Source organism: Nitrospinota bacterium, from assembly GCA_029881495.1.
In the GTDB taxonomy this organism is placed as follows: domain Bacteria; phylum Nitrospinota_A; class UBA7883; order JACRGQ01; family JACRGQ01; genus JAOUMJ01.
Genome location: JAOUMJ010000007.1, coordinates 1 through 26,062, shown reverse-complemented (window position 1 = coordinate 26,062; position 26,062 = coordinate 1). Strand labels below are relative to the sequence as shown.

The following is a 26,062-nucleotide window of genomic DNA, read 5'->3' as shown; positions in this document are numbered from 1 at the left end:
CCGCCTACTTGAGAGGGAAACCGACGTTTACGCCAAAGGCGAAAATGGTATTGTTCTCCAGATCCCCCGGCAACATGCTGACAAACAGAAAAGGTTCTACTTTTGTTTCCCCCATGTCCATCTTGTTTCCTATCATCACACCTGGAGCAAACCCTTCGGCTTCAATATGCCCATACAGATCGCCCTGATAAACATATTCCCACCAATCGACTGATACCGAAATCCTGTCTATGCCAAAACCAAAGTACATCCCTTCCATCGACTTTCCAGAATAGAATTTTCCGTATACGCCAAAGATGGAGCCGCCCCCCTCTTCCGTATATCCGTCAGTTTCATAATAATATGAGAACCCTCCCCCGCGTACCAACAGAGAGTTTTTTTCACCTGATTCGAATTCAACACCGACGCCATACATGGTACCAAGAGGATTTGCTCCAAGTGACACCTGCATCTCCTTTCGTGATTCGCTGTGTGAATAATCCGCTGAAAGCAACAGAAACATGAAACCAATCGTCATGCAACGGACAGCTATTGTTGATAGGCGCATAACAAATCCCCCTTGATGAAATATCAATCAAACCAACCCTTGGTCAATTAGAGCAAATTTATTTCAGGATGACAATCCACTACGGATGGACGAACTACTCCTTTATGCTTGGCGCGGGATCCAGATGCCAATACTCTTTCTTGAATTCCCACGGAGGGAGAGCATCCACTGCCGACCATATGCCGATACCGCTTTTCCTCGCTTCTTCCTCGGCGGCCATATACGATTTCCTGTACGATCCTTTCAGATGCTTTTCATAGGCCCATGCGAAACCGCGACGTATCATCTCCCGGTTCAGGTCCCAGCCATCCACCGTCACTATGCATATCTCCCTGTCGTATGAGCGCTCCCCTGTCAGCTCCACCTTTACGCTCTTTCCAAGAGACATTTTTTCGAGCTCATCCGCCGCCTCTTCGCCAAACGGCTGACCAGGCTTCCCTTCATGTGCCACTTCCGGCGCATCGATGCCGTACAGCCTGCACTTTATCTCATGCTTCTGCTTTACCGGTTTAACGACAAACGTATCACCATCGCTAATATATATAACTGTCCCTTCCATCTTCTTGTTCCCCCAGGCAAACGCGAACGGGGAAAGGAACGTTAAACCAAAAAATATAAAAAGAGCTCTCTTCATCATATATGCCTCATTCCTGCTTTTTCCGCCTGCAAATCACCTTGCAGGAATTGCCGCCCCATCTTTCCCTGCTGTTTCTTCATCAACTATCAGGCTGTAGTCCTGCCTGCGCCTCCGCGCCTCAAAGCCTGCATCTGTGATTATCCTCCTGATATCTTTTTCATTCAGTCTGAACCCGACCCCCGCCGCTTTCACGACGTTCTCTTCGATCATTGTGCTCCCCATATCGTTTGCGCCGAAATAGAGCGCCATCTGGGCCATCTTCGCCCCCTGGGTCACCCACGACGCCTGTATGTTCGGAATATTGTCTAGAAACAGCCTGCTTATCGCCACGGTCCTCAGGTATTCAAGACCTTCGTCCCCCCTGCCGGCTATTTCGGGATTCTTTTCTAGATCGGTATTGCCCGGCTGAAAGGGCCACGGGATAAACGCCGTGAAGCCTCCAGTCTCGTCCTGCAGTTCCCTTATCCTCTCCATGTGCCGTATCCGCTCGGACCTGGTTTCGATGTGGCCATACATCATTGTCGCGGTTGTCTTCAATCCAAGACAATGAGCTGTTCTCATCACCTCGATCCACATATCCGCGGAACATTTGCCGGGGCTCAATTCCCCACGGACACGGTCGACAAGTATTTCAGCTCCCCCTCCCGGTATTGAATCAAGACCGGCGTCAATAAGCCTCTTCAAGGTCTCCTCTATTCCGATATTGCTCAGTTTTGACATGTGAACCACTTCTGGGGGTGAGAAAGCGTGAAGATGAATGTCGAAATCCCCCTTGATCTTCATTAGAAGCTTTTCATAATCCTCTATCTTCCATGTCGGGTGTAGCCCCCCCTGCATCAGTATCTGCACGCCGTCGAGTTCTTTCGTTTCCTGTATTTTCTGGGATATCTCTTCGTAAGAGAGGAGATATCCATCCGCGCGCCCCGGTTTCCTGTAGAAGGCGCAAAAACGGCAGCCGGAGGTGCATATATTCGTGTAGTTGATGTTACGGTCGATTATGTATGTGACGATCCCTTCGGGATGAAGCCTCTTCCTTACATCGTCGGCCACTCTGCCGAGAGATAAAAGATCGTTGGAGCCGTAAAGCTCTTCCGCCTTACTTGAGGTTATCCTGTTTTTCATCCTTCTCGCCTTTTTGCAAAACTTCCAGCTTTATCAACCCTCGGTTGTCGCACTCCCTTACTATGAATGTAAAACCGCCGATTGTGATATTTTCACCTTTTACTGGAATCCTTTCAAGGTGGCTGAGAATATATCCCGATATCGTTTCGTAATCACCCTCCGGGATGTCCCACCCAAGACGATCCTTGACCATATCTATTTCTGTATGCGCATGAATAAGCCATCGGTTCGGTTCCAAAACTTCCACGTGGGACATCGGAGAATCATATTCATCCGCTATTTCGCCGAATATCTCTTCGAACAGATCTTCCCTGGTAACAACACCGATCGCGCCGGAGTATTCGTCCACCACTACGGCCATCTGCACGTCGGCCTTCTGCATTTCCGACAGCAGGTTGCTTATCTTTTTCTTTCTGTAAACATAGTAGGCCGGACGGATGAGATCCTTTGCCTTGACCGCTCCCTTGGAACTTCTGAGAATGTCAAACGCGGTCACTATTCCAATGACATTGTAAATCTTTCCCGAATATATCGGGAGCCGCGAAAATCCTGTATCAAGGAGCATCGCGCGCACCGAGCCTATCGGCTCGTTTTCGCCGACTCCGTAGGTATTTATCAACGGCACCATGCACTGCTCCACAGTAGTGTGTCGCAGTTCGAAAATATTGTGGATCATCTTCATCTCTTCCGGATGCAGATCGAACTCCTTTTGCCCCATTGTAAAGAGCCTTCGGATCTCCTCCTGGGAGACGGTCTTCATATCGTGTATCTCGTCTTCCTTCTTCTGCCTCAAGAGGACGCGAACTATCCCGGAAGCGACCCAGAGTAACGGAGCGAAAACTTTCTTGAAAAACGAAAGCGGGTAGACGACCACATAGCTGATCGTGTCGGTGTACCGCTGGAAAAGCGCCTTCGGGAAGATCTCTCCGAAAAGGAGGGTCAAGGGTGCCATTATCAGTATCGTCCAGAGGTCGGCCTCTCCCGGAATTATCTTGGTGAAGTACGCGGTTGTTACGGCGGTGGCGGCGACGACAAACATGTTCGTGCCGAGCGACGTTGTACCGTACAGGCCCGAGGGCGACTTGAAGAGTTCCTGCAGAAGAAGAGCCCCCCTCTTTCCCTGTTCGACGTACAGCGAGAGCTTATGCCTGCTGATCGAGATAAGTGCGAGTTCGGAGCCGGAAAAGAACGCCTCCATAAAGACGCATACAACGACAATTATTATAGTAGTAACAAGTTCCATCTTTTACCTTTTCTCCGATGAATCAGAGTTGATTATCTTATCGGCGTCATCCAAGTTCCTTGTTTCTTCGGCCTTTATCGCCAGGCGCCAGATGTTTGCCCCTTTCAACCTGTCGACAGTGAAGTTGATTCCTTCAGCCGTAATTGATTCTCCCCACCCCGGCATCCTGCCGAAGAGATGAAAAACAAGTCCGCCGACGGTATCGATCTCCTCGTTCTCGAAATTTGTTTTGAAATACTCGTTGAAATCTTCTATCGACAGTCTTCCCGGCACAAGGTAGCGCCCCCCTTCGATCTCCTTTATCCCTGTAAGGTTCTTTCTGTCCGGCGCTTCCCCTACTACCTCCTCCAGAATATCGTCCATCGTTACCAGTCCGTCTACGCCGCCGTATTCGTCCCGCACAATCGCCATGTGGAAATGTTTTTTCTGGAACTCGCGGAAAAGCTCGTCAATCTTTTTCGTCACCGGCACCTGATAGGCGTCATGCAGAAGGTCTTCCACCTTTTCGAAGTTCTTTTGCACATCGTCCTTTAAAAGATCCTTGGCAAACAGTATCCCCACGATGTCGTCGGGATTCTTTCTGTATACCGGTATCCTGGAGAAATTCGAAAGCACAGCCTTTTGAATAAGCGTCTCTATCCCATCTTCCAGGGGAAGAGAGAATATCTCCGTGCGCGGAGTCATTATGTCGGTTACCAGCGTATCCCCCAGCTCAAAGATATTGAAGATCATCTCCTTCTCATCGGCCTTGATGATCCCCTTGTCCTTGCCATGCTCAAGAACCGTTTTTATCTCATCCTCGGTGATGAGCCTTCTCTCCTCGTTTTCAGACTCGCCGGTTAGGGATATGAGGCGGTTTGTCAGCCAGGTCACTACCCCCTGAACTGGGGAGATAACCTTTGAAAAGACGTAAATGAACCGCGCCACAAAGAGCGCGTACTTCTGGGCGTTCTTTAAGGCAAATGTCTTGGGAGTGATCTCGCCGAATATCAGGAGCACGAAGGTGCCGATACCGACGCCGATAGAAAGCCCGTGTTCCCCGAAATAATGGAATGCAATGATGGTTGTTACAGCCGCTATCGCGACGTTTATCAGCTCGTTGCCGATATATATGGTGACAAGGAGCCGCCTCGGAGACGACAGCAGTTCCGCCACAAGACGTCCGCGTTTCCCTTCCCTCTCCCTCAGCATATCCACCTGTACGGGACTAAGCGAAAAATATGCGACTTCGGCGCCCGAGAATACCGCGGAAAAGAATAAGAGGAAAAACAGGGATAAAAAACGGACTAATAACCAAACTTCCATATATATAGCGGTTAAACCTGCTCTCCTCTGTTACGCACGGTTTTCTTCGTTCAGTTGCGCCGCATGCAGGGCGCGGTATTTCCTCACCGCGTGCAGAATAAGGAAATAGGTGATCACCCCTCCGACAATCCCAAGCAGAATGTTCCCTATACAGAACGGAATGAAAAACACCTTGCCAATCTCAATAAGTGTCTCCATGTTCATGGTCCAATCAATGCTTACGTCCTCCGTTCCTGTGACCGCAAGCCCGACCCAGAATCCGCTTAGAAACATCGGAATCATGGTAAAAGGATTGTTCAGGAAATTGCCTACGAAAACAAGCGCTGTACTCAGCCTAAAAATCCAGGCCGCCCCGATTGCCATTACCGTATGGGTTCCGACAATCGGAAACCACGCGATAAATACGCCTACCGCCACAGCCGAGGCTATCCGGCCTGGTTCTCCATCCGAATGGATCACCTTTTTTACAAGGTTCTTTACCGTATCAAACGACCATTTCATTTTTTCAGTTTAATCTCTTTTACTTCGCCAAGTTTCATCATATTTTCCCCCATACCACTCCTGTCACCGACAGCCATAATGACCATTTCATCGGGGTGGAGATACTTCGACGCGACCTCCAGTATTTTCTCCCTTGTCACCATATCGATATTCTCGCGGAATTTCTCAATATAATCCTTGGGTAATTCAAAATATTCAAGATTTATATAGTTGGAAACTATCTCAATATCCTTATCGAAATCAAACACATAGGAATTGATTATCGATTCCTTCGCCATGGAGAGCTCTTCATCGGAAACCCCGTTCTTGATAACCTCACGGAAAATCTCCCTGCTCGCCTCGATAAGCTCATAAGCGCTTGCGGCCTTCGTCTCACCGCCGGCTATGAACACCCCCTGGTCCCAGTTGCCCCCCGAGTAATAGGAATATACCGAGTAGGCCAACCCTCTCGTTGAGCGGATGTCCTGCACCATTCTTGAAGAGAACCCGCCACCTCCAACAATGTAATTCATTACCCTCACTGGATAGTAATCGGGATCGTTTCTCCCTACTCCAAGGTGCCCCATCTTGATAACGGACTGCGGAAGTTTCTTGTCGATAATGTAGTTTCCAGGTTTTATTTTTTCCGGGAATTGCGGTATCGGCGGCAGTTTCCTGGGGGCACTCCCCATGTCGCCAAACAGTTTTTCAAATTTCGCCACAATTTCCTTTGAGTCGAAATCACCCGTGATACCGAATATGAAACTGTCCGCTCCGATATAATCCCTGTAAAATTTGATGCAGTCGTTCCTGGTGATTCCGCTTACCGTCTCGACCGTTGCCGGATTGCCGTAGTGGTGTTCGGGGAGGAGCATACGCATGAACTCGCGAGTGCTTATCTCCTGCGGGTCGTCGTTCTCGCGCTTGATGCTTTCGAGCATGTTGTTCTTTACAACTTCGAACCTTTTTTCGTTGAAGGCCGGCTTCCTTATAATTTCCGCCAATATCCCTAATCCCTCTTCAAGGTCCTTTTTCATGACCGACATGCTTATGGAACCAGATTTACTGCTTATTGATGTTTCTATGGAAGCGGCGATGAACTCAAGGTTTTCATCCAGAATGTCAGGCGGCATGGATTCAGTCCCGCCGCTACGCCACGTTCCCCCTGTGATCGCCGCCAGCCCTCTTTTGTCAAGAGGCTCGAATATCTCTCCAACACGCACAAGTGAAACGATGTCGACCATCGGAAGCTCATGATTCTCGAGCAGGTGGAGCACCATTCCGTTTTTCAGCACAACCCGTTCCGTAACGGGGGGCTTGAACTGAAGTTCCGGATATTTTATTTTTTCAAGGTCGCTTCTCTTGACGCCTCCCGCAGTGGCGCAGGCCGATATCAATACGGCAATCGTTGCTATCCTGAATAATCCGCTTTTCATTTGCTGGCCTTCTTCTCCGGCGTCTTACCTTCCGGACGCACTAGGATCGCCACCGTGCGGTTGTTCTTGGTGAAATATTTCGTCGCGACCGCCATGATGTCCTCGGCTGTGATCTCCTTTATCCTGTCGCTATAGGTCGTCATGTACCGCCAGTCCCCCAGCAGGATCGCATATGAAGAGATATAATGGGCCAGGCCGGAATTCGATTTCAGTTTGCGAATATAGTCCGCCTCCACATTGTTGGTGATCTTTTCAAGCTCACGCAGGGAAACCGGCTCTGTTTTCAGTTTTTCAAGCTCGTCGTATATGGCCTTTTCCACCTCTGCCACAGTATGAGGCGAGCGGGGAACGGCATGGAAATTAAAAAGGTTCCCTCCCCTGTCTCCGGGACCTGTCCACGCGTCGACCGATACCGCGATCCCTTTTTCAAGAACAAGCGACCTGTATAGCCGCCCTGTGCGTCCCGACGTAAGGATGTAATTTATAACGTCAAAGACATAATCATCCTTGTGCGGCACGGGAGGTTTATGGAAGCCGATCATCGCTTCCGGATTCGCGTCAAACTCTACCATTATTCTCCGTTCACCTTTTTGCATCGGCTCTTTGGTCCCCACCCTGTCGGGGATTTCCTGTCGGGGAATATCGCCAAAATATCTCCTTATCGTGTTGTAGGCATAGTCGGGCTCAATGTCCCCCACTATGCAGATGACCATATTCCCCGGAGAGTAATATGTCTGCAGGAACTTCCTCACCTTGTCCTTCGGCAACAGCGATATGTCGCTGCTCCATCCGATGATAGGATTTCCGTATGGATGCGCCTGGAATGCCGCCGCCCCATACTGCTCGTATAGAGTACCGCTTGGCGAGTTGTCCACGCTCCTTCTCCGCTCTTCAAGAACCACATCCCGCTCCGAATAGTACTCCCGGAGCACGGGGGATCTCAGCCTGTCGGATTCTATCCATGCCCAAAGCTCAAACTTGTTTGACGGGAGCTTCACAAGATAGGTCGTTGTGTCCTGGCTCGTAAACGCGTTGAAACCGGAACCCCCGCCCCTCTGGTATATCGAGCTGATCTCGTCCTTGATTATGTATTTACGCTGTTCTTCAAGCGTTTTGCCAAGCTCATCTTTCAGCCGCTTGATCTTTTCGCTGTCCCCCTTATCCCCTTTTCGCACTTCAGTATCGATGTTTCTTCCGATCTCCTCCGCTTTCTTCATCAGCGGCTCTTCCTTTTTGAAGTCCAGGGTGCCTATGTTTTCGCTCCCCTTGAAAAGCATATGTTCGAGGATATGCGCGGTTCCGCTCTGCCCAGCCTCCTCATCGATACCTCCGACAAGAAAACGGATATACGCGGCAAAGGAAGGTGATCCCGCACGCTGAAGTACGATTATCCGAAGTCCGTTATCCAGCGTGTACTCCTTTACCCTTTTCTCAAGCGTCTCCTGAGCGAAGGCGTGAGAGGAGGCAAGAAGAAGGAGTGCCGCTACATACGCAAAAATGCGCGCAGAACTGGGGGGTATTGTATCGCTTCTCAAAACTGGATTAACGGTATCATTTCTGTAAACACTCTTTAAAATCATAATCTTGGATATATTGGAAGTCAAATAGTATTTGTCCCCTGCCAAAAATTGAATATATAATGCTGTCTGTACCATATTTTGGCCGAGGAGGAACTTTTGGATATGCCTGATAATGATATGGACGATTCTTTCGATGAAATAGCAGAGGAACTACGGAAGGAATACGTTCTCGATGCCAAGGAACATATCGATACTATTGAAAATCTTGTCGTTACACTCGAAAAGGAGAGAACGCTCGGCAGGGGGGACGTGGATCGGCTTTTCAGGGCATATCACACCATAAAGGGAAACTCCGCGCTTGTGGGGTTTGATAACGTCAGGGACCTTGCCCATATCGTCGAAAGTGTCATCGGGCAGTTCAGGAGCGGGGAAATGGTCATGTCTCCCAGAGTGGCAGACATTATCCTCTCATCCGTAGACATGCTGAAAAAAATGGTCGCGGAAATCGAGGACACAGGAAAACCTGTCGCTAATCCTACAGCTTTAATAAAGAGCATCAAGGAATTCAAGGAGAGCTATAACATAGTCCAGGCCGCTCCACCGGCAAAAACCGGGTCAAAGGCAAAACCTCCCACCAAGGCGACGCCCAAACCGGCACCGAAGGAGTCCGCTCCCGTTAAAAAGCAGGTTATGAAAGTAAAAACAACCGGCAATCTGGCGATACTCCAGATGCCCGAACAGCTTGACAAGGAGTTGAAGGGCGATTTGATAGAACACATAAAGAGCTTTCAAAAAAGGGGGATCTCAAAATTTGTCCTAAATTTTGAATTGACGAAATCGATCAGCCAAAGCGGAGTCGATCTTATCCGTGAAGTTCAGCAGGAAATAGATTCCGGCGGGGGAAAACTTGCAAGCTGTGAAATACCTCTTGATGTGATGTTCACCTTCAATAACTCAGGCAGTAGCGACACCATCAATCCCAAAACAGACCTAAGGTCGGCAGTCCTCGCCGTCGGCTGGCCGTAAACGAAAAAACCAGCAAATAAAAGACCCCGGAGAAGGGGGCAATCTTCAGTCTATAGACATTCAGGAATGTGATATTTCCGATCTCAACGCCGCTTCGAGAAGATAGTGTGCGAGCGTACCGGCAAGGAAATACGAAATCGTCAGCGCGTAAAATATTCCCGGAAGACCAAACCAGGCCGACCCGGCATACGCCAGCGGCAGATAGAAAATAAACGCGTGCGATATCGGCAAGAGCGACGCGTGGTACGGCCTGTTGAGAACATTCAGCACAGACATTGATATCTGAATGATCCCGAAAAAACCGTACCCAACCGGAACAACCATAAGATATAACACCACCTTGCTCTGCACATCGGGATTATCGGTAAACGCGGAAGCTACCGGACCGGCGACTGCCAGCATGAGCAGAAAAATCCCCGCGCCCCACCAGATTGAAAATCTTTTGCTATAGCTCACCCCTTCTCTGACCCGCTCCCCTTTCCCCGCGCCAAGATTTTGTCCTATGAACGGACCAAGAACGACGGAGAGAGCGAACACCATTATCATCCCAAAGAACTCTATACGGGACGCAACTCCATATGCCGCCACAGCTTCGGGTCCGTAGGTAGCAACCAACATTGTGATGATCCCCGTTGCGACAGGGACCACCATCCTCGACCCTGCCGCGGGGAGACCGATATGGAGAATCTGTTTCCATGATTCGAGCATGTCGCTCAAAGAAGCAAGCTTGAACGAGAGAACGGACTCGCGCCAGTAAAGGACATATATAGCGACAACGAATGTGATCGCCCGCGCTATGATGGTCGCTATCGCGGCCCCTTCCATCTCCATCCTCGGTATCGGGCCGTAGCCAAAGATCAAGAGCGGGTCGAGCGCCACATTCACGATAGCCGCCACCATCATTATCAGGCTGGGGGTCTTCGTATCCCCCATCGCGCGAATCGCATTGTTTCCTACCATAGGAACGATGAGAAAACCGATGCCCGCGTACCAGATGACCATATACTTTTTTACAAGCTCAAGAATTTCACCATCAGCTCCAAGAAGCCGGAACATCGGTTCTATGGTTAAAAACCCCGCGGTCACGAAAATCCCTACTACGCAAAGAGCGAGTATTAACGAATCGGTGGTGAGGCGCGTGACCTTTCCATGATCCCCCTCCCCCACGGCGCGGGATATCACGGCGGAGGCTCCTATCCCAAGTCCCATCGCGAGGCTCCCTATTACCAGCACGACCGGAAACGTAAAGGTTATCGCGGCGAGTTCATCCGTTCCGAGCATACCGAGGAAAAATGTATCAGCAAGATTGAAAATGACCATCCCCGCGACCCCATAGAGCATTGGGAGCGTCAGATCCATAAGGGTTTTACCTACGTCCCCCTCTATCAAGCGGGCGCTCTTCCCTCTCATCCGTTCGGAGCTTTTACTGTTGCTGTAAATGTGAGAACATCTCCAGGACGGAACCGTTTACGCCTGACGACATACTGCTCGCGAAATAAAGAATCGTCTCCGCCACCTGCTCAGGCGAAAGCCTCGGATAAAGATTCGGCGCCGCATCCTGCAACATTGCGGTATCGACCGCGCCGGGCGCGATGCAGTTCACCCTTATCCCGAAGTTCTTCCACTCAACGGCGAGCGCCTCCGTGATGCCGACCACGCCATGCTTTGAAACTATGTACGGTCCGAATCCCGGGAATTTTTCCGAACCTTTCACGCCGGAGAGCGAGGATATGTTTATTATCGAGCCTCCGTTCTGCTTCATCAGCGGAAACGCCTCGCGGCAACATATGAAAGTCGCCGTGCAGTTTACGTCGATCGCTCTCCTGAATTCAGCGGTCGACATCCCTTCCATCTTCCCGGCCTTGAATTCGCCGGCGGCGTTCACCAGCACATCCAGCCTGCCGCTCCCTCTATCGACCATCTTGAACATGCTCACTATCTGGCTTTCGACCTGCAGGTCGCAGATTATCTTCTCCACTTTTCCGCCGGCCTTCTCGACCAGCTTTCCCGTTTCATCAAGCTCCTGCCCGGAGCGTGAGCAGATATATACGTGTGCTCCGTTCCTTGCCATGAGCATGGCAGTATGCGCCCCTATTCCTCTTCCACCGCCGGTTACCAGCGCTATCTTCCCCTTCAGCATTTATCTTCCTCCACTCTTAATGGCGCGCTCACGACTCAAGCCACCCGGTCAACGGTTTTACTACGTCGCGCCAGTCGAAATTCCTCTTTACTCGCTCCATACCAGCAAGACCCATTTTCATCGAGAGATCCCTGTCGCCAAGGAGCAGTATAATCCTTTCCGTGAGGCTCTTCATATCGCCCGGTTCCACCAGGAAACCGTCCGTGCCGTCACGCACCACTTCCGGCACTGCCGTGCAGTTCAACGCTACAACAGGTTTTTCCGCCGCCATAGCCTCCAGGTAAACTATTCCGAAAGTCTCATGAAGGCTCGGCAGACAGAATACATCGCAGTTGGCATACAGTGAAGCTAGCTTTTCCTGGTCCAGCACCTCCCCCTCCAGAATAACTGAATCCGCGAGGCGCTTTTCCTTTATCAGCTTTTGAAGCGCTTCATATTCCAGGCCCCCACCCGCGATCCTCAACAGCGCCGTCGGGAAGCGGGAAAGGACTTCGGGCCAGATATCTATCAAGGCATCTATCCCCTTCCTTTTATATAGCCTGGCAACGGCAACTACGGTTGGCGGCCTCTCCTTTTTTATCGCGGCTCTTTCTATGCTACTGCGGAATTCATCGAAGAATATCCCGTTGTGCATCAGCTTCACCTTTTCCGGATCTATGCCGTACATGGAGCATATCTTCTCCCTGGCGTAGAGGCTTGGCGCGAATACCACCTCCGCCCTTTCGCACGCCTTTTTCTCCAGCAACGCGAGAGTCTCCAGCACCCTCCGCACCACGCCTGTCTCAAACCTCACTATGTCCCTCAGCGTCCCGCCGTTTATCGATGCAAAGCGGACCTGATGGGGAAATGAGAAACCGTCGATATCGAACGCCACGCACCGGCGCCCGGAAAGGGCTATCTTGGCGTTTATGGAACGATTGAACATCACCCTCTTGAGCGAAGAGGCAAAGTACCCCTCCGATCTGAAGTCGGGGTTTATCAGTTCCGCGTCATACCCTTCTTCCCTCAGCAGTCTGTGGACCGCTTCCGCAACAACGGCGACGCCGCTACCTATGCCGGACTTGAGCGGCCATGATGTAACGACATTGCAGGGATTTTTTTTCATTTCCGGTTTGCCTTCGTTATCAGCTTCTCCATATAGATCTTCACTACCGGGTCCATCCAGTCGCGGTACCCTTTGGCGTAAGCTACCAGCCTGCCGCCGGGATTTATTACGAACGTTGTCGGAACAGCGTCGAGCATAAATTTCTCTCCAAGCTTCATCTCCGGGTCGTGATAGATCGTCTCCCTTATGCCGATCTTCCCGACGAAATCCCGCACCATTTCAGGCGACCGGTCGATGGAAACAAGCACGACAACGACATCCTTATCCCCCTTCTCCTGAAGGAAACTCTCAAGCGAGGGCATCTCTTTTTTGCATGGAGGACACCACGTTGCCCAGAAGTTCAATATAACCCACTTTCCCGCCAGCGATGAAAGTTCCTCGCTCCTCCCGTCAAGCGTAATAAAGCTCAACTCGGGAAGCACAACCCCCTCTCCTGCTGGCATGGCGGTGCTCTCAAGACCGGTGGAAGGTATCGCCCCTTCGCCACGAAGGTTCAACAGCTCGACGTAAGCGTTCGCTTTTATATAGAGCGACTCCGCCCTGGAACGGTCCTTCTCCACCCCTTTTCCGTTTTCATAGAGTTTCCCCAGCGCCAACTGCGCCTTCGGATAACCTTTTCCCGCCGACTTTCCATACCAGTATGCCGCTTCGCCGTAATCCTGTTCTGCCCCTATCCCCCAGTCGTGCATCCTTCCGAACTGGAACTCCGCTTCCATGCTCCCCCCCTTTGCCGCGTCGCGGATCAGTGGGTATGCCTCCTCATATCTGCCATGATCGTAATACGCCTTCCCCCTTTTGTAGAGGTCGGAGGTATCAACTGTGGCACAGGAGCCAAGAAGAACGGAGAGGAGAAATATCGGAAATGAAAGGTTATTCAGGATTGGTTTGGAATCCGCGGAATACCCGAAGAGCCTCTTCCTTATTGCAAGACGCCTTTCGGGATAAACCCCGTTTTCATTTCTGACTTTTGTTACCCTTTTTTCTTTTTGTCTTTTGTTATCGACATCAGCTCGGCAAAATAATCCTGTATCACCGGATCCATCCAGTCCCTTCCGCCGAGGGCATGTGAGACTATCTCACCCTCTGGATTCAATACGAACGTGGCGGGGAGGCTCGATACGTTGAACTTGCTCGCCGCTTCTGCCGCAGGGTCGTGGAATATCTGGAACGTAAGGCCGTAACTCTTCACAAAGTCCGCTACCTTGTCTGGCGATCCCTTGTCGATAGATACCGCGAGAACGGTCATGTTCTCCTTCTGGTACTTGCGGTAGAAAAGCTCAAGCGATGGCATCTCCTCTATACATGGAGGACACCACGTTGCCCAGAAGTTGATAAGCACCCACTGCCCGCGGTACGCCTTGAGATCTATCTTCCCGCCCCCCAGCTTCTTCAGCGTTACGTCGGGAGCGATAAGCGAAGGCTCGTTGCCGGTCGCGGCGTCGGCATGCAGATCCCTGTGACCGCCGTTAATGGAGGCTACCGTTATGAAGTAGCCGACCAGAAAGACCACGCCGAAGACGGTCAGGCTTCGCCAGTTGAACAGTATCTTCTTTCTGTTCACATTACCTGCTGTACTGCTTTTACTTCCGGTATCTCGTTCTGAAGGGCTCTCTCTACCCCCATTCTCAGAGTCATGGTCGAGCTCGGGCACGAGCCGCAAGCCCCCATAAGACGCACCGATACGATCCCGTCCTGAACATCCACAAGCTCAATGTCTCCGCCATCGGCCTGAAGGGCCGGCCTAACCTTTTCCAAAACTTCAGCAACTCGTTCTCTCATTTGCAATCTCCTAAAAATATGTTTTGCGCTATACCTTATTGTTTCAGTAGGATTTCGACATGTCAATTATTTTCGATACGGAGGAATATTTTTGCTGTAAACCCGTAAATAACCTGGTGTTGAAGGGGCTACTCCCGCGGTTGCCAGCCTATGACCGCAGAGACCGACTTCCTCGGGATCATGATATTGGTCTCGGTGAGGTGGACCCCTATCCTCTCCCCCTGAGTGAGCCTCATCATCTCCGGTTGCGCGTCCAGCGACCAGTCGCCATACCCGGGGGCATATCGGAACGTCCCGATGTATCCGTTCTTTTTCATCTCCACCTGTATCCTCTCATCGACCCGCTCGGCGAAGTAGTCGGCCATCCATCCCCCCACATGCTCTAGGTAGAAACCGTCCGTCGGCTCGCTCTTTATCAGCTCATCCGCCCTGTCGGGGATCCCCGGCCCGATAGTCGTCATCAGCACGGTGGCATAATCGCAGTTGTTGAGCGTCTCCGCCAGCTTCTTCCCGAAAAAGAGGCGGGGACTCTCCTCGAAACCCGGGGGCTGTCCCTCCTCTTTCACAAGCGGATATGTACGGTAGATCGCCTTTGGTTCTATCAGCGTATAGCCGGTATCGATCGCCTTCTTTATGTATGCGGCGATATTCTTCTCCGGTATCTCCGCAAGAGATTTCGCTTTCGCTATTTTCAGCTCGCGCATCACACGCACCTCTTCTATCTCAAACGGCATATTCGTTAACAAAACATGCTTTTTAAGGCTCTCGAACTGTGCCGCCATAATATCTCCCGGGAAAAATGTGGTTCAGGTTTTACTCTTTCACTCTATGGACTGTGTCTATCGTTTGATTATAGCTTGAATCGCGCGTGGAGCAACAGAGATGGCAAATAAAGACCTGTCAGCCTGCAATGAACGCCTTGCATCGTTACGCGTTACGTATTCAGTTACTGTACCGTTTCGTATTTTTGCCCCTCTATATTAAAATGTCTATTAATGGGATGAACTATAAGAAGTCGCGAAATAACAATCGCGAAACAATATCCGCGAAATAACAATCGCGGAACGATGATCGCGAAACAATAACCGCGTGATTACGATCGCGGAACAATAATCGCGTAACAATTTTATTTGGAGATGTTAATAAAATGATGCGCATCAAGGGGCTGGCACTATCACTGATCTTATCTTCAACGATTATCTCCTGCGGAAACCCCCAACCAGGCCCCCCCGGACCTCCGGGCGAAGTGACTACGGTCACCATTACGGTCACAAGCACATCCACAAGCACATCCACAAGCACATCCACAAGCACATCCACAAGCACATCCACAAGCACGTTAACCGACACCTCAACAAATACTTCTTTAAGTAATAATAATGGAGAAAGTCTTACCATCATTACCGGTAAACTGACCACCCCTGCCGGTGTTGATGTTGGAGAATTCAAATCTGCAAAAGTTTATGTGGTTGGACAGGAGGGGGATGCTGTTACCACTGATGAGAACGGAAACTACTCTCTTCCAGTGAACATGACATCCGCCGAACAGATATCCATCCTCTCCCAGACACTTGCCGGAAAACCAAACTTGGCAAATGGCGATATCAAATCTTATGCGACAAAGAAAACCGCCCAGGTCGGTCTTATCAGCATCAGTAATTCAAACCTGTATGGTAAAAAACTTAATCTTTCCGTGACCGAAGGGGAATCAAAGACGCTCCCGGATACTGTCATTACCCCTGTCGGCGCTATATCGGGCAGTGTTAAGCTTCATGGGCAGACCGACCATACCGGCATACTCGTATACATACCCGGCACATCATTCATGGCAACAACCGATGCGACCGGCAACTACACTATCAGCAACGTACCGGAAGGTGACTACACATTCCTTCGCGCGGAAAAGGATGGCTACAACTACGCGATGCTTTCAAACATAGCGGTTGAATCCGGGGCCACAACAACCGCGGACAGCATGAAGCTCATTATCTCTACCGGCGCGGAGGGAAAGATACTGATAAACTCCGGCGCTACGGTATCAACCTCGGCAACAGTCGACCTTTCTATCGCCGCGTCAACTAACGCAGTTCTAATGATGATCTCCGAATCAAGCATTTTCCTGAATGCCGCATGGGAGTCTTTGCAGTCTACCTCCAGCTACACATTTGCCAATGACGGACTTCATACGCTATACATAAAATTCGCCGATGCAAACGGCCTCGAAAGTTCGCCTGTCTCCGCAACCATAAACGTGCAGGCGAATCCGAAAAGCGTGCTCGCCTACCCCGCGAACACAGACACGATAAGCAATACAAAACCGGCGTTCGACTGGAGCGACACCGCCCTGCCGTCCGCCACTTACAAACTTCAGGTCTCCACAAAGGCGGATTTCACCGGGACACACGTTATCGACAAACCCGGGCTGACCGCGTCGACGCATACGCCTACTGTCGCGCTGGCGAACGCAACAACCTACTACTGGCGCGTTGCCATCGTTGATGCAAGCGCGACCCAGTGGTCGTGGGTGTCGGGGTCATTCACCACAGATATCGGTACCGTGACCCCCACCGGCCCGTCCGGCGTTATCTCCGAGACCAAACCTACCCTTGAATGGACCGCCAGCCCGCTTCCGGGAGCTTCATACAAGGTGCAGGTTGTCGACTCAATTACAAAAGCGGTATTCGAATCGGGTAACGCCGCTTCTGCTTCCTACCCGCTCACTTCCGCATTGACCAACCTGAATTCGTACTACTACCAGGTCGCGGTGGTGGACGAAAACGGCGTACCGGGAGCGTGGAGCGGTTCAAAATCTATTAGCATTAACCTTGGCGCGGTGAGCCTCCTGAGCCCGTCAGGGACGATAAGCGATACCAAGCCGGTTATCGACTGGACAGACAGCACTCTTACAAACGCCTCGTATATCGTGGAGGTCTCTGCCAACCCGGCGTTCCCGACCGGCGGAACAACTCAGGTAGCTACGCCCTCCAGCTCCATTCATACCGTACTAACCCCCCTTGCCGACCTGACGACCTATCACTACCGTGTAGCCGTTGTTGACGCGAACGGAATGCAGGGGGCATGGAGCGCGAAAGGCTCTTTCAATACTAACCTTGGGAAAGTCTCCCCCCTCTCGCCGTCGGGAACCATTGTCGCCACAAAACCGACGATCGACTGGACAGACAGCTCACTTGTAAACGCGAAATACAGGGTGCAGGTATCGACCGATCCCGGTTTCGGTACGACGGTCGAGGATGCCACGACGCCGATCTCAACTTCCGCGCACACCGTAGCCGGGACTACGCTTCAAAACCTGACGACATACTACTACCGCGTGGCGGTGATAGACGAGAACAACGTGCAGGCCGCGACATGGAGCAGTAGCGGCTCGTTCGACATAAGCCTCGGCACGGTAACGCTCTCATCCCCTTCAAACGGTTTCTCGACCAAGAGCACTCTCCCCTCCTTTGCGTGGGGCTCGAACTCAAACGCTACAACATACAAACTTGAGGTATCAAAGAATGCCGACCTCTCGGCCCCGGACCAGACGATCACCGGGATCGCAACCACGTCAAAGACCCTCACCTCCGCGCTATCCGGCGGAGCGGGACAGATGTACTACTGGGGGGTAACGCCTGTCGACACAAACGGAGCGACCGGTGTGAGATCCTCAATTAGAAGTTTCGAAGTTGATACTCTTGCGCCATCAGTATCAAGCACCTCGCCGGTCGATACCGCCACAAGCGTGGCTGTCGATTCAACCGTTACTGCGACCTTCGATGACGACATGGATGCCGCGACGCTTACGACAAGCACCTTCACACTGAACGGAGGTGCAATATCGGGTACTGTCTCCCTTTCCGGGAATACCGCCATCTTCACCCCGTCTGCAAACATGCCGGGTAGCGAAACTGTCAGCGCGAACCTCACGACCGGTATTTGGGATTCTGTCGGCAACGCGATGCTCTCCCCCTACCCTTGGAGCTTCACCACCGCCCCCGGCTGGATGCACCCTGTAGACAGGAACGACTTTTTCGGCATCAGAGGATTTGAAAGCGAGGTCGCCTCGCAGATGGACGTCGCGATGGACAAGAACGGCAACGCTATAGTCGTCTGGGTGGAGGATAATACTTCGAACCTTACATGTAGCGGGCCGTGCATGCATGTATACAAGGCGGAGTACAACTCCACTACAAAGACATGGACATACCCCGCGAATGCGGCTGACTCAATAAGCCCGGTCGGAAGCCTGTTCGCTGGCGACGGCGTTACAGTGATATCTTCCGATGCGCAAAATCCGAAGGTGGCCATAAGCGACAACGGCGACGCGGTTATCATCTGGGTGCAGGAAGATAATACAAAAAACTGTAATAGCGGTTATGGTCCCTGCAACCAGCTATTCATGAGCGAGCGCCGAGGGGGAACATGGGCGCACCCTGCTGACAACACCGTTGCCAGCATCGTAAACCCGGACGCAACCGGAACTGGCGGAGTATATTCCGCGAATGTGGCGATGAACGCAAGCGGTAAAACAATTATCGTATGGCAACAAGTCCAAACGACTCTATCTAGGATTTATATGGCCGATTACAATATAACATCGGCTACCGTATGGACCTTCCCTGCCGACCTTACCGCATATATAAGCTATCCAACTACAGCTGGCATAAGCCCGGATGTAGCTATGGGAGATAATGGCGACGCCGTTATTGCATGGTACCAGTCGGACGGCACACCGAACTGCGGTTCCCCCACCCCTTCGTACGCCTGCAACCAGATATTCAAGAGGGAGTACCGCGAGACCGTACCGGGAAGCAGCGGCGTATGGGGATGGACAGGCCCTGCAAGCCTAACCGACAACATTAGCCCGGACGGACAGTTTGCGGAAGATCCCAGGGTCGCGATGGATGAGACAGGGAAAACCGTCATCGCATGGTCACAGCTAGACGGCACTAAAAACTGCAACAGCCAGTCATGCCTCCAGATATTCAAAAGCGACTTCGGTATTACGTCCGCCGGGGCATGGACACATCCGAACAACGCAAGCCTGCTCGACAACATAAGCCCTGACAATCAATCAACTTCAAGCATCCCGGTTGTGGCAGTAAAGAACGGAAACGCCCTGATCGCATGGACCCAGGGGGATGGAACGACAAACTGCTCCAACTGGCAGGCTTGTTCGCGAATATACAAGGCGCATTTCAACGGAACGTCATGGTCCTTCCCTTCGAGCCTTACGGGTGATGCCCTAAGCGTGAGTGGAGCCCATGCCAACAGCCCAAATGCTTCGCTCGACCAGGGAGGGAATGCTGTCATAGGCTGGACACAATCCGACGGTTCGACCAACTGTCTTAACGGCTACTCCTGCACGCAGGTATACATGAACGAGTATAAGGACCACGGTATCGGCTCCAAAACCTGGCAGAGCCCGCCAGCGCTTTCCAGCTATATAAGCGCAAGCGGAGTGAACACTTATGGAGGTCCGTTTACCGCCCTCGGATCATCCGCGACAGGGGTAAGGCACGGTATCGTCATCTGGGCGCAGGACGATAACAGCACCACAAACGAATGCGGAATGATGATGATGGGGTGCAACCAGATATTCAAGAGCTTCTACAAATAGAGGAGGCTCAACCGCCGCGGATTGCCGCTCCCCTTCGCTCCCCCTTGAGGTGGGGCGATTGGGAGCCATCAGCTCTTGCCGTCTTGATACCCTCTCATCCTCTCGACTCCTCTCCTCTCGACTCCCAGCGCCGCGCTCTTTACCTCTTTTCCAAAACGTCACAACCGGCTATACCGCCCGGCAACTTTTCTGGTAAACTTCACCGATGGAAAAACCCACGCCGGAAGTATCGATAGTTATCCCGACCTACAAGGAGTCGGAGAACATCGTCTCGCTCGTCAAACAGATAGCGGAAGGGTTCCGCGACAGCGGGGCGCACATCGAGATCATTGTCGTAGATGACAATTCGCCCGACGGAACCGCCGATATGGTTGAAGCTCTGCAGGATTCCAACATCCTCCCTCCATATGTCGACCTGCAGCTCATCGTGAGGCAGGAAGAGCGCGGCCTCGCAACGGCTGTCCTTGCAGGATGGAAGAGCGCCAAGGGGCCTCTCCTCTCCGTTATCGACGGCGACCTTCAGCACCCGCCCGAGGTGATCTATAAACTGTACAAGGCGATCAAGGACGACGGCCTCGATATGGCTGTCGCCAGCAGGAAGGCTGAAGGGGGGGGGACCTCCGACTGGGAACTTAGCCGCGTGATCGTTTCGGTTGTTGCCACATGGATTGCAAGATTCTTCCTCCCTGTAACCCTCTGGCACGTCAGGGACGCCACCACAGGATGCTTCATGTTCGACAGGACAAAAGTGGATTTCGGCAAACTCTCCCCCGTCGGCTTCAAGATTTTCCTGGAAACCCTCGCACGCGGAAAATTTAACAAGGTGAGGGAGGTAGGATACGTTTTCAGCCAGCGAAACGTCGGAAAGAGCAAGATGACCCTCTGGCAGGACATCCTTTTCCTAATCCATCTGTCTAAACTCGGCCTTTCCACAGGTGAAATTGCCGTGCCATTGTCAATAACCGTCCTCCTCGTATATACTTTAATCAGGATGTTTTAGGCATTCCCGCCGGGATGGCGGGAGATATTTCTTCATGGATTGAGGAATGCGAAATGGTTGGTATAGAACCTCTGGCGGCACCGCCTCACAGGTCGCCGGCGGAAAAAAAGGGCGTAGCTCCCCCTGAGAGCGCCAAGCGCGTAGGCAAGCCTGTATCGAGAAAGCCTGTCACCGAAAATATCGCAATGCCGGCATGGGAATTCGACGCCCAGAGGGCCGAAAACCTGGCGCACAAGTATGCCGGGAAGGGGAATAAGATCACCGTAGTCGCCTGACCTCATCCACCCCTCCATCTCGTCTTATCGTCGGCAAACCTTTAAACTTTAGGAAAAATATTTATTTTTTTGACCCCCCAACGAATTTTCCAATACCGCTATAATCAACAGATGTCCGAATCAGAAAACATTGAAATATTACAGCCTGCAAAAGGGTACAGGTACTCGCTCGACCCGTTCCTCCTCGCGGGATTCGTGGAGCCGGGGGATCATGGGCGAATAGTCGACCTTGGCACCGGAAACGGGATAATCCCCCTCCTCCTTGCAAAATCGTTTCCTGACGCCCTGTTCGTCGGCATCGACATCCAGCGCCCTCCCCTCATTTTCGGCAAGAGCAATGCACCTTTCGCGACCTTCCTCCATGCCGATATCCGGGAGGCGCGATCCATCCTCAGGGGGGAGAGCTTCGATATGGCGGTGAGCAATCCACCATACCGGAAACTCAGGTCCGGGAGGATCAACCACTTGGAGGAGGTCGCCATCGCAAGGCATGAGATCAAACTGACTCTGGCCGAGCTTATAGACTCCGCCTCGCATCTTCTGAAGGATGGTGGGGTTTTCTATTTCTGCCATCTTGCCGGAAGAAGCGCGGAAGCAGAAGGAGAATTGAAAAAATCGGGATTCGGGTTAAAAAGAACCAGGTTTGTTCAGAGCAGAAACGGAGAAACCCCCTTCCTCGTCATGTTTCAGGCGGTCAAGGGGGGAGAGTGCTCAAAGGCGCTTCTCCCCCCTTTGACCGTTTATACCGATGGAGAGAGTTACACCAGTGAGATGTCTTCCCTCTACGCCAAACTGAAGATAAAAGCGCCGGCAGGCCGCAATGCCTGAAACCCCCAGACGAAAAATAATCGTCATTGCAGGACCGACTGGCGTCGGAAAAAGCGAAACCGCCGTGAGGGTTGCCGAGAGGATCTCTGGGGAGATAGTCAGCGCTGACTCGGTGCAGATATACCGGTATTTCGACATCGGCTCCGGCAAGCCGGTCAGGGAGTTTCGCGAACGAGTTCCGCACCATCTTATAGACATCCTGGAGCCTGACGCCGAATACTCCCTCTGGAACTTCAGGGAGGATGCCCAGAGGATCATTGAGGAAATATTTTCGCGCGGAAACGTACCGATACTGACCGGCGGCACCGGGCTATACATAAGATCGGTTCTGCAGAATCTCGAAGGGGGTGCGGCCAAAAACCCGGAACTGCGGGATTCGCTCCTGCAAAACATGAAAGAAGAAGGGACAGAGGCGCTCTACCAGTGGCTGATACGTCTCGACCCGAAAAGAGCCTCAAAAATACACCCAAACGATACGCACCGCATCATCAGGGGAATCGAGAACGCTCTCCTACCAAAGGAAAATAACGGCGAAACCAGAGAAGCCCCCATGTACGACGCCGATTATTTCGTCCTCTGTGGGCCTAGAGAAAAGGTATATGACCGTATAAACAGGAGGGTTGAGGATATGATCGCTGGCGGATGGATTGAGGAGACCGCCGGAATATTCAATAAAGGCTTTTCAAAGGGGTGCAAACCGTTCCAGAGCGTTGGATATAAGCAGATAGTGAAACATATTGACGGGGAACTCCCCCTTGAGCGGCTCACATCCGAAATTCAGCAGGAGACAAGGCGCTACGCCAAGCGCCAGATAACATGGTTCAACCAGGTAAAGGGATCCGTTTGGATAGACAGCGTCTCATCCGGCAATCATTCCGAAGAGATATCGGATTTTATTTCAAATTGTTACAGGGGGCTTTAGTAATTTCATTTTATGGTTATAATATATGGATGGATAAAGATGTAAGGGGGAACGCTCTTTTAATAATTGCCATCATTGTACCTTTTTTATTCACCAGTAAACCTGCATACGCCACCACGCCCAACCCTTTTGGGAATGTAATAAAATATTTCGACATTGAAGATTATCCCTCTGCTCTTGCGGAACTCGACAATATCCACACGTTTATCAGAAGCCAGGACGCTGCGAACGTTGCCTACCTGAGAGGGCATGCCTACTCCAAACTGAATAACAATATCGAAGCGGAAAGGCATTTCCGAAAGGCGGGTAAAAACGACCTGGTGGGTGATTACGCGCTATTCAATATCGCACAGATGTTGCTAGACAGGGAGGATTATGAAGAGCTGGTAAATATCGCCGACAGATTTCTGGCTGAGTTCCCCTTCTCCCCCCTCTACTCAAGGATGGTCATTTACAAGGCAAAAGGCTTGGTAAAACGCGGCAACGTGAAGGATGCGATGGTTCTTATAAAGAATCATTTAAGCCAGGGACCCGACCAGACCGAGGACGCCCTTTGGGAATATGCCCAATATCTCGAAATAACCGGCGACTCTGAAGATGCGTACAGAACGTACCAGAAGATCTACTACATGTTTCCTCATTCGCCTATCTCACAAACGGCATTCAAGCAGACCGCCAGAATGCAAAAAGAGTATCCCGGCGGTTTCCCAACGGCAAGTTACAGGCTGAAGTACAGAAGGGTCCAGGTACTTATGAGGAACGGCATGTTCAAGGACGCCGAGGACTATCTATTGAGGCTGATACGTGACCGGGGAACCACATATGAAGAGCGTTCGGAGCTTATGTTAAAACTGGCGATCTGCCTCAAGCGGCTTGGCAAGATCGACAGGTCCATAACTCAGTACAATAAGATCATTAATCTCCGCCCGGTAACAAAAGAGAGCCCGCAGGCGATGTATCATCTATCGCGACTCCTCTGGAACCAGGGGAAAGATATGCAGGCGCATCACATTCTGTCCGAGATGATAAGGGAGTATCCAAACCATCCCCATACAGCTCTGGCCTACTACATATCCGCGAGGATCGAAGAGAAGGAGAAAAAGTACGACTCCGCCATCAAAAACTTCAATCTTGCCGTGAAGAATTTCCCGCGGACTGAAATCGCAGAAGACTGCCTGTGGCACCTCGGCTGGCTCTACTACAAACTTGGACAGCATGAGGACGCGGATAAAACATTTTTGCGGTATGTCTACTCCTATCCATATTCGGACGAACTGTCGAAGGTCTACTATTGGCTTGGCCGAAACCAGGAAAAGATGGGAAAGAGCGGCGAAAATTATTACGCGACACTTAAAAAGAAATTCCCATTCTCCTACTACACTCATTCCGCTTCATCCGGATATGCAAAACCTGTTTACGCCCAGGCGTCGCTTGCTCACCCGGACGGTTTCAAGCTGAGAGAACTGGTTCAGAAGGAGCTTGACGACTCCTTTTCCAAAATGAAATATAAACCGAAGCTCGACGCCCGCCAGAAATGGTATCTGAATGCCGCCCAGAACTGGGGAAAACTTGGATTTCCCAAGCATGGACAAAAACTTGTCAACCGGATCGCGGTTAACCTGGAAGAAACCACCGAAAACAACATCTGGCTCAGCTATGTATACTTCAGCATAGACGACTACCCCTCCGTACTGAGACAGTTCTGGAAACTCTGGGGCGACAACGAGAAAGCGGCTAAAGCGCGCGGACTGGTCACCATGCTGATGTTCCCCCTCTCGCATTGGGAAACGATCCTCAATGAAGCGGACAGAAACGGGATCGATCCCTTTCTTATTCTCTCGATAATAAGGCAGGAGAGCAGTTTCAATACAAGATCGATCTCCCCTGCCAACGCGCGCGGCCTCATGCAGATAATCCCCGCTACCGGAAAAAGGATCTCCAGAGCGCTTAGCATCGAGAATTTCAAGGCAGAAACGCTTCATGACCCCGATACAAACATCAAGATGGGCGCTTTCTACCTCGCCTTCCTCCTGAAGGATTCCGACGGCGATATCATACCGGCAATCGCCTCCTACAACGCGGGAAAAAGCAAGGTTACCGAATGGTTCAAAAGGTACTCCTACGACGATATCGAGGAGTTCATCGAACAGATACCGTATCCCGAAACAAGGGGGTATGTGAAACAGGTACTGCGGAACTACGGAATTTACAGAAGCATATATGAACAGCACTTCGGCGCCGACAGGCTCTCCGCCAGATAACCGACCCCAATGCTTGATTATGTAATCAGGAACTCCACCCTCTTCGGCCTAGATAACGGCGGCTCTGCCAAGACAGACCTCGGCATTAAAGAAGGTATCATTGCCAAAACCGGAAAAATTGACGAAGAAGCAAAGATTGAAATAGACGGAGAGGGGCTTTACACTCTCCCCGGTTTCGTTGACGTCCACTCACATTCCGACTACTACCTCCTGTTCGATCCCGAAGCGCAGGGGAAGATAATGCAGGGGGTAACAACGGAGATAGGGGGAAACTGCGGCTACTCCTCCGCTCCGATAGATGGCGAGATACTGAAAATAAGACGCGAATCGTACAAGGAGCAGTTCGGCCTCGACCTGAACTGGAAAACATTCGATGAATACTGGCAAAGGCTCGCCGAAAAAGGTTCGTCGGTGAACTACGTCGGCTTGGTCGGATATAACACGCTTAGAGCCTCTGTTGTCGGCACGCAGAACGTAAAAGTCACCAAAGAGCATATCGCGGAGATGAAAAGGAGGCTGAAAGAAAGCCTCGACCAGGGGGCGGCAGGTATGAGCATCGGTCTCGTATACCCTCCAGCCTGCTTCTCCACCGTTGAGGAGGTTGCAGAGGTAACCTCCGTACTCAAGGATAGCGGGAAGATCTTCGCCACGCATATCCGCTCGGAGGGTCAAACGCTTGTTGAATCGATAGAAGAGGCGATCGAGATTGCCAGAAGATCGGGGGCGAGGCTTCAGATATCCCACCTCAAAACGGCGGGGAAGGACAACTGGCACAAGCTCGACAAGGTTTTTGAGCTGATCGAAAAAGCCAAGAGC

23 protein-coding genes are annotated in these 26,062 nt (G+C 51.5%); 8 read left to right on the top strand and 15 right to left on the bottom strand.

Annotated features, from left to right (window positions below):
• Window positions 1-4: 4 nt before the first annotated feature.
• The 8 genes from OEY64_04425 to OEY64_04390 form a co-directional block, all read right to left on the bottom strand.
• A complete protein-coding gene (locus OEY64_04425) occupies window positions 5-547 on the bottom strand; it encodes a hypothetical protein (GenBank protein ID MDH5542194.1) in 543 nt (180 codons plus the stop codon).
• 94 nt (window positions 548-641) lie between these two features.
• A complete protein-coding gene (locus OEY64_04420; GenBank protein ID MDH5542193.1) occupies window positions 642-1,106 on the bottom strand; it encodes a thermonuclease family protein in 465 nt (154 codons plus the stop codon).
• A 111-nt stretch (window positions 1,107-1,217) separates the two neighbouring features.
• A complete protein-coding gene (gene mqnC / locus OEY64_04415) occupies window positions 1,218-2,306 on the bottom strand; it encodes a dehypoxanthine futalosine cyclase (GenBank protein ID MDH5542192.1) in 1,089 nt (362 codons plus the stop codon).
• A complete protein-coding gene (locus OEY64_04410) occupies window positions 2,281-3,549 on the bottom strand; it encodes a hemolysin family protein (GenBank protein MDH5542191.1) in 1,269 nt (422 codons plus the stop codon). The genes mqnC and OEY64_04410 overlap by 26 nt, the downstream gene beginning before the upstream one ends.
• Before the next feature lie 3 nt (window positions 3,550-3,552).
• Complete coding sequence (locus OEY64_04405; protein MDH5542190.1) at window positions 3,553-4,854, bottom strand: hemolysin family protein; 1,302 nt, start codon at window positions 4,852-4,854, stop codon at window positions 3,553-3,555.
• Between the two features lie 30 nt (window positions 4,855-4,884).
• The gene (locus tag OEY64_04400) at window positions 4,885-5,355 is read right to left on the bottom strand and encodes a DUF2062 domain-containing protein (protein MDH5542189.1); all 471 of its coding nucleotides are present in this window, start codon (window positions 5,353-5,355) and stop codon (window positions 4,885-4,887) included.
• Window positions 5,352-6,770: an insulinase family protein gene (locus OEY64_04395; GenBank protein ID MDH5542188.1), complete on the bottom strand. Its 1,419-nt coding sequence runs from the start codon at window positions 6,768-6,770 to the stop codon at window positions 5,352-5,354. The genes OEY64_04400 and OEY64_04395 overlap by 4 nt, the downstream gene beginning before the upstream one ends.
• On the bottom strand, window positions 6,767-8,305 hold the full coding sequence (locus OEY64_04390; GenBank protein ID MDH5542187.1) for an insulinase family protein: 1,539 nt from the start codon (window positions 8,303-8,305) through the stop codon (window positions 6,767-6,769). Before OEY64_04390 ends, OEY64_04395 begins: the two co-directional genes overlap by 4 nt.
• 147 nt (window positions 8,306-8,452) lie before the next feature.
• Between OEY64_04390 and OEY64_04385 the strand changes: the two genes are divergently transcribed.
• Window positions 8,453-9,316, top strand: a complete 864-nt coding sequence (locus OEY64_04385) for an Hpt domain-containing protein (GenBank protein ID MDH5542186.1) — start codon at window positions 8,453-8,455, stop codon at window positions 9,314-9,316.
• Between the two features lie 60 nt (window positions 9,317-9,376).
• Here the strand turns inward: OEY64_04385 and OEY64_04380 are convergent, their stop codons facing one another.
• From OEY64_04380 to OEY64_04350, 7 genes are all read right to left on the bottom strand, one after another.
• The gene (locus tag OEY64_04380) at window positions 9,377-10,726 is read right to left on the bottom strand and encodes an MATE family efflux transporter (GenBank protein MDH5542185.1); all 1,350 of its coding nucleotides are present in this window, start codon (window positions 10,724-10,726) and stop codon (window positions 9,377-9,379) included.
• A gap of 13 nt (window positions 10,727-10,739) precedes the next feature.
• Entirely contained in the window at window positions 10,740-11,456 is a 717-nt protein-coding gene (locus OEY64_04375; GenBank protein MDH5542184.1) for an SDR family oxidoreductase, read from the bottom strand.
• A gap of 28 nt (window positions 11,457-11,484) precedes the next feature.
• The gene (locus tag OEY64_04370; protein ID MDH5542183.1) at window positions 11,485-12,561 is read right to left on the bottom strand and encodes a glycosyltransferase family 4 protein; all 1,077 of its coding nucleotides are present in this window, start codon (window positions 12,559-12,561) and stop codon (window positions 11,485-11,487) included.
• Window positions 12,558-13,277: a redoxin domain-containing protein gene (locus OEY64_04365; protein ID MDH5542182.1), complete on the bottom strand. Its 720-nt coding sequence runs from the start codon at window positions 13,275-13,277 to the stop codon at window positions 12,558-12,560. The genes OEY64_04370 and OEY64_04365 overlap by 4 nt, the downstream gene beginning before the upstream one ends.
• A 254-nt stretch (window positions 13,278-13,531) precedes the next feature.
• The gene (locus OEY64_04360) at window positions 13,532-14,122 is read right to left on the bottom strand and encodes a TlpA family protein disulfide reductase (GenBank protein ID MDH5542181.1); all 591 of its coding nucleotides are present in this window, start codon (window positions 14,120-14,122) and stop codon (window positions 13,532-13,534) included.
• Window positions 14,119-14,340: a NifU family protein gene (locus OEY64_04355; protein ID MDH5542180.1), complete on the bottom strand. Its 222-nt coding sequence runs from the start codon at window positions 14,338-14,340 to the stop codon at window positions 14,119-14,121. The genes OEY64_04360 and OEY64_04355 overlap by 4 nt, the downstream gene beginning before the upstream one ends.
• 128 nt (window positions 14,341-14,468) lie before the next feature.
• On the bottom strand, window positions 14,469-15,122 hold the full coding sequence (locus OEY64_04350) for a hypothetical protein (protein ID MDH5542179.1): 654 nt from the start codon (window positions 15,120-15,122) through the stop codon (window positions 14,469-14,471).
• Window positions 15,123-15,487: 365 nt separating this feature from the next.
• On the opposite strand from OEY64_04350, the gene OEY64_04345 reads away from it, so the two are divergent.
• The 7 genes from OEY64_04345 to OEY64_04315 form a co-directional block, all read left to right on the top strand.
• Window positions 15,488-19,960, top strand: a complete 4,473-nt coding sequence (locus OEY64_04345) for an Ig-like domain-containing protein (protein MDH5542178.1) — start codon at window positions 15,488-15,490, stop codon at window positions 19,958-19,960.
• 205 nt (window positions 19,961-20,165) lie between these two features.
• Entirely contained in the window at window positions 20,166-20,960 is a 795-nt protein-coding gene (locus OEY64_04340) for a polyprenol monophosphomannose synthase (protein MDH5542177.1), read from the top strand.
• 53 nt (window positions 20,961-21,013) lie between these two features.
• Window positions 21,014-21,235 (top strand): hypothetical protein, encoded by a 222-nt coding sequence (locus OEY64_04335; GenBank protein MDH5542176.1) that lies wholly within the window; start codon window positions 21,014-21,016, stop codon window positions 21,233-21,235.
• Between the two features lie 111 nt (window positions 21,236-21,346).
• Complete coding sequence (locus OEY64_04330) at window positions 21,347-22,063, top strand: methyltransferase (GenBank protein ID MDH5542175.1); 717 nt, start codon at window positions 21,347-21,349, stop codon at window positions 22,061-22,063.
• A complete protein-coding gene (miaA, locus tag OEY64_04325; protein MDH5542174.1) occupies window positions 22,056-22,985 on the top strand; it encodes a tRNA (adenosine(37)-N6)-dimethylallyltransferase MiaA in 930 nt (309 codons plus the stop codon). The genes OEY64_04330 and miaA overlap by 8 nt, the downstream gene beginning before the upstream one ends.
• Window positions 22,986-23,014: 29 nt before the next feature.
• Window positions 23,015-25,246: a transglycosylase SLT domain-containing protein gene (locus tag OEY64_04320; protein ID MDH5542173.1), complete on the top strand. Its 2,232-nt coding sequence runs from the start codon at window positions 23,015-23,017 to the stop codon at window positions 25,244-25,246.
• Window positions 25,247-25,255: 9 nt separating this feature from the next.
• The coding region (locus OEY64_04315; GenBank protein MDH5542172.1) for an amidohydrolase family protein at window positions 25,256-26,062 on the top strand (807 nt) is incomplete at its 3' end.

Bases quoted from the DNA above. Each gene is read 5' to 3' on its own strand.
- OEY64_04335 (MDH5542176.1), top strand. From the start codon at position 21,014: ATGGTTGGTATAGAACCTCTGGCGGCACCGCCTCACAGGTCGCCGGCG.
- OEY64_04395 (MDH5542188.1), bottom strand. From the start codon at position 6,770: ATGAAAAGCGGATTATTCAGGATAGCAACGATTGCCGTATTGATATCG.
- OEY64_04330 (MDH5542175.1), top strand. From the start codon at position 21,347: ATGTCCGAATCAGAAAACATTGAAATATTACAGCCTGCAAAAGGGTAC.
- OEY64_04405 (MDH5542190.1), bottom strand. From the start codon at position 4,854: ATGGAAGTTTGGTTATTAGTCCGTTTTTTATCCCTGTTTTTCCTCTTA.
- OEY64_04365 (MDH5542182.1), bottom strand. From the start codon at position 13,277: ATGGAAGCGGAGTTCCAGTTCGGAAGGATGCACGACTGGGGGATAGGG.
- OEY64_04340 (MDH5542177.1), top strand. From the start codon at position 20,166: ATGGAAAAACCCACGCCGGAAGTATCGATAGTTATCCCGACCTACAAG.
- OEY64_04410 (MDH5542191.1), bottom strand. From the start codon at position 3,549: ATGGAACTTGTTACTACTATAATAATTGTCGTTGTATGCGTCTTTATG.
- OEY64_04355 (MDH5542180.1), bottom strand. From the start codon at position 14,340: ATGAGAGAACGAGTTGCTGAAGTTTTGGAAAAGGTTAGGCCGGCCCTT.
- mqnC (MDH5542192.1), bottom strand. From the start codon at position 2,306: ATGAAAAACAGGATAACCTCAAGTAAGGCGGAAGAGCTTTACGGCTCC.
- OEY64_04400 (MDH5542189.1), bottom strand. From the start codon at position 5,355: ATGAAATGGTCGTTTGATACGGTAAAGAACCTTGTAAAAAAGGTGATC.
- OEY64_04420 (MDH5542193.1), bottom strand. From the start codon at position 1,106: ATGGAAGGGACAGTTATATATATTAGCGATGGTGATACGTTTGTCGTT.
- OEY64_04380 (MDH5542185.1), bottom strand. From the start codon at position 10,726: ATGAGAGGGAAGAGCGCCCGCTTGATAGAGGGGGACGTAGGTAAAACC.
- OEY64_04425 (MDH5542194.1), bottom strand. From the start codon at position 547: ATGCGCCTATCAACAATAGCTGTCCGTTGCATGACGATTGGTTTCATG.
- OEY64_04345 (MDH5542178.1), top strand. From the start codon at position 15,488: ATGATGCGCATCAAGGGGCTGGCACTATCACTGATCTTATCTTCAACG.
- miaA (MDH5542174.1), top strand. From the start codon at position 22,056: ATGCCTGAAACCCCCAGACGAAAAATAATCGTCATTGCAGGACCGACT.
- OEY64_04375 (MDH5542184.1), bottom strand. From the start codon at position 11,456: ATGCTGAAGGGGAAGATAGCGCTGGTAACCGGCGGTGGAAGAGGAATA.
- OEY64_04350 (MDH5542179.1), bottom strand. From the start codon at position 15,122: ATGGCGGCACAGTTCGAGAGCCTTAAAAAGCATGTTTTGTTAACGAAT.
- OEY64_04320 (MDH5542173.1), top strand. From the start codon at position 23,015: ATGGATAAAGATGTAAGGGGGAACGCTCTTTTAATAATTGCCATCATT.
- OEY64_04370 (MDH5542183.1), bottom strand. From the start codon at position 12,561: ATGAAAAAAAATCCCTGCAATGTCGTTACATCATGGCCGCTCAAGTCC.
- OEY64_04385 (MDH5542186.1), top strand. From the start codon at position 8,453: ATGCCTGATAATGATATGGACGATTCTTTCGATGAAATAGCAGAGGAA.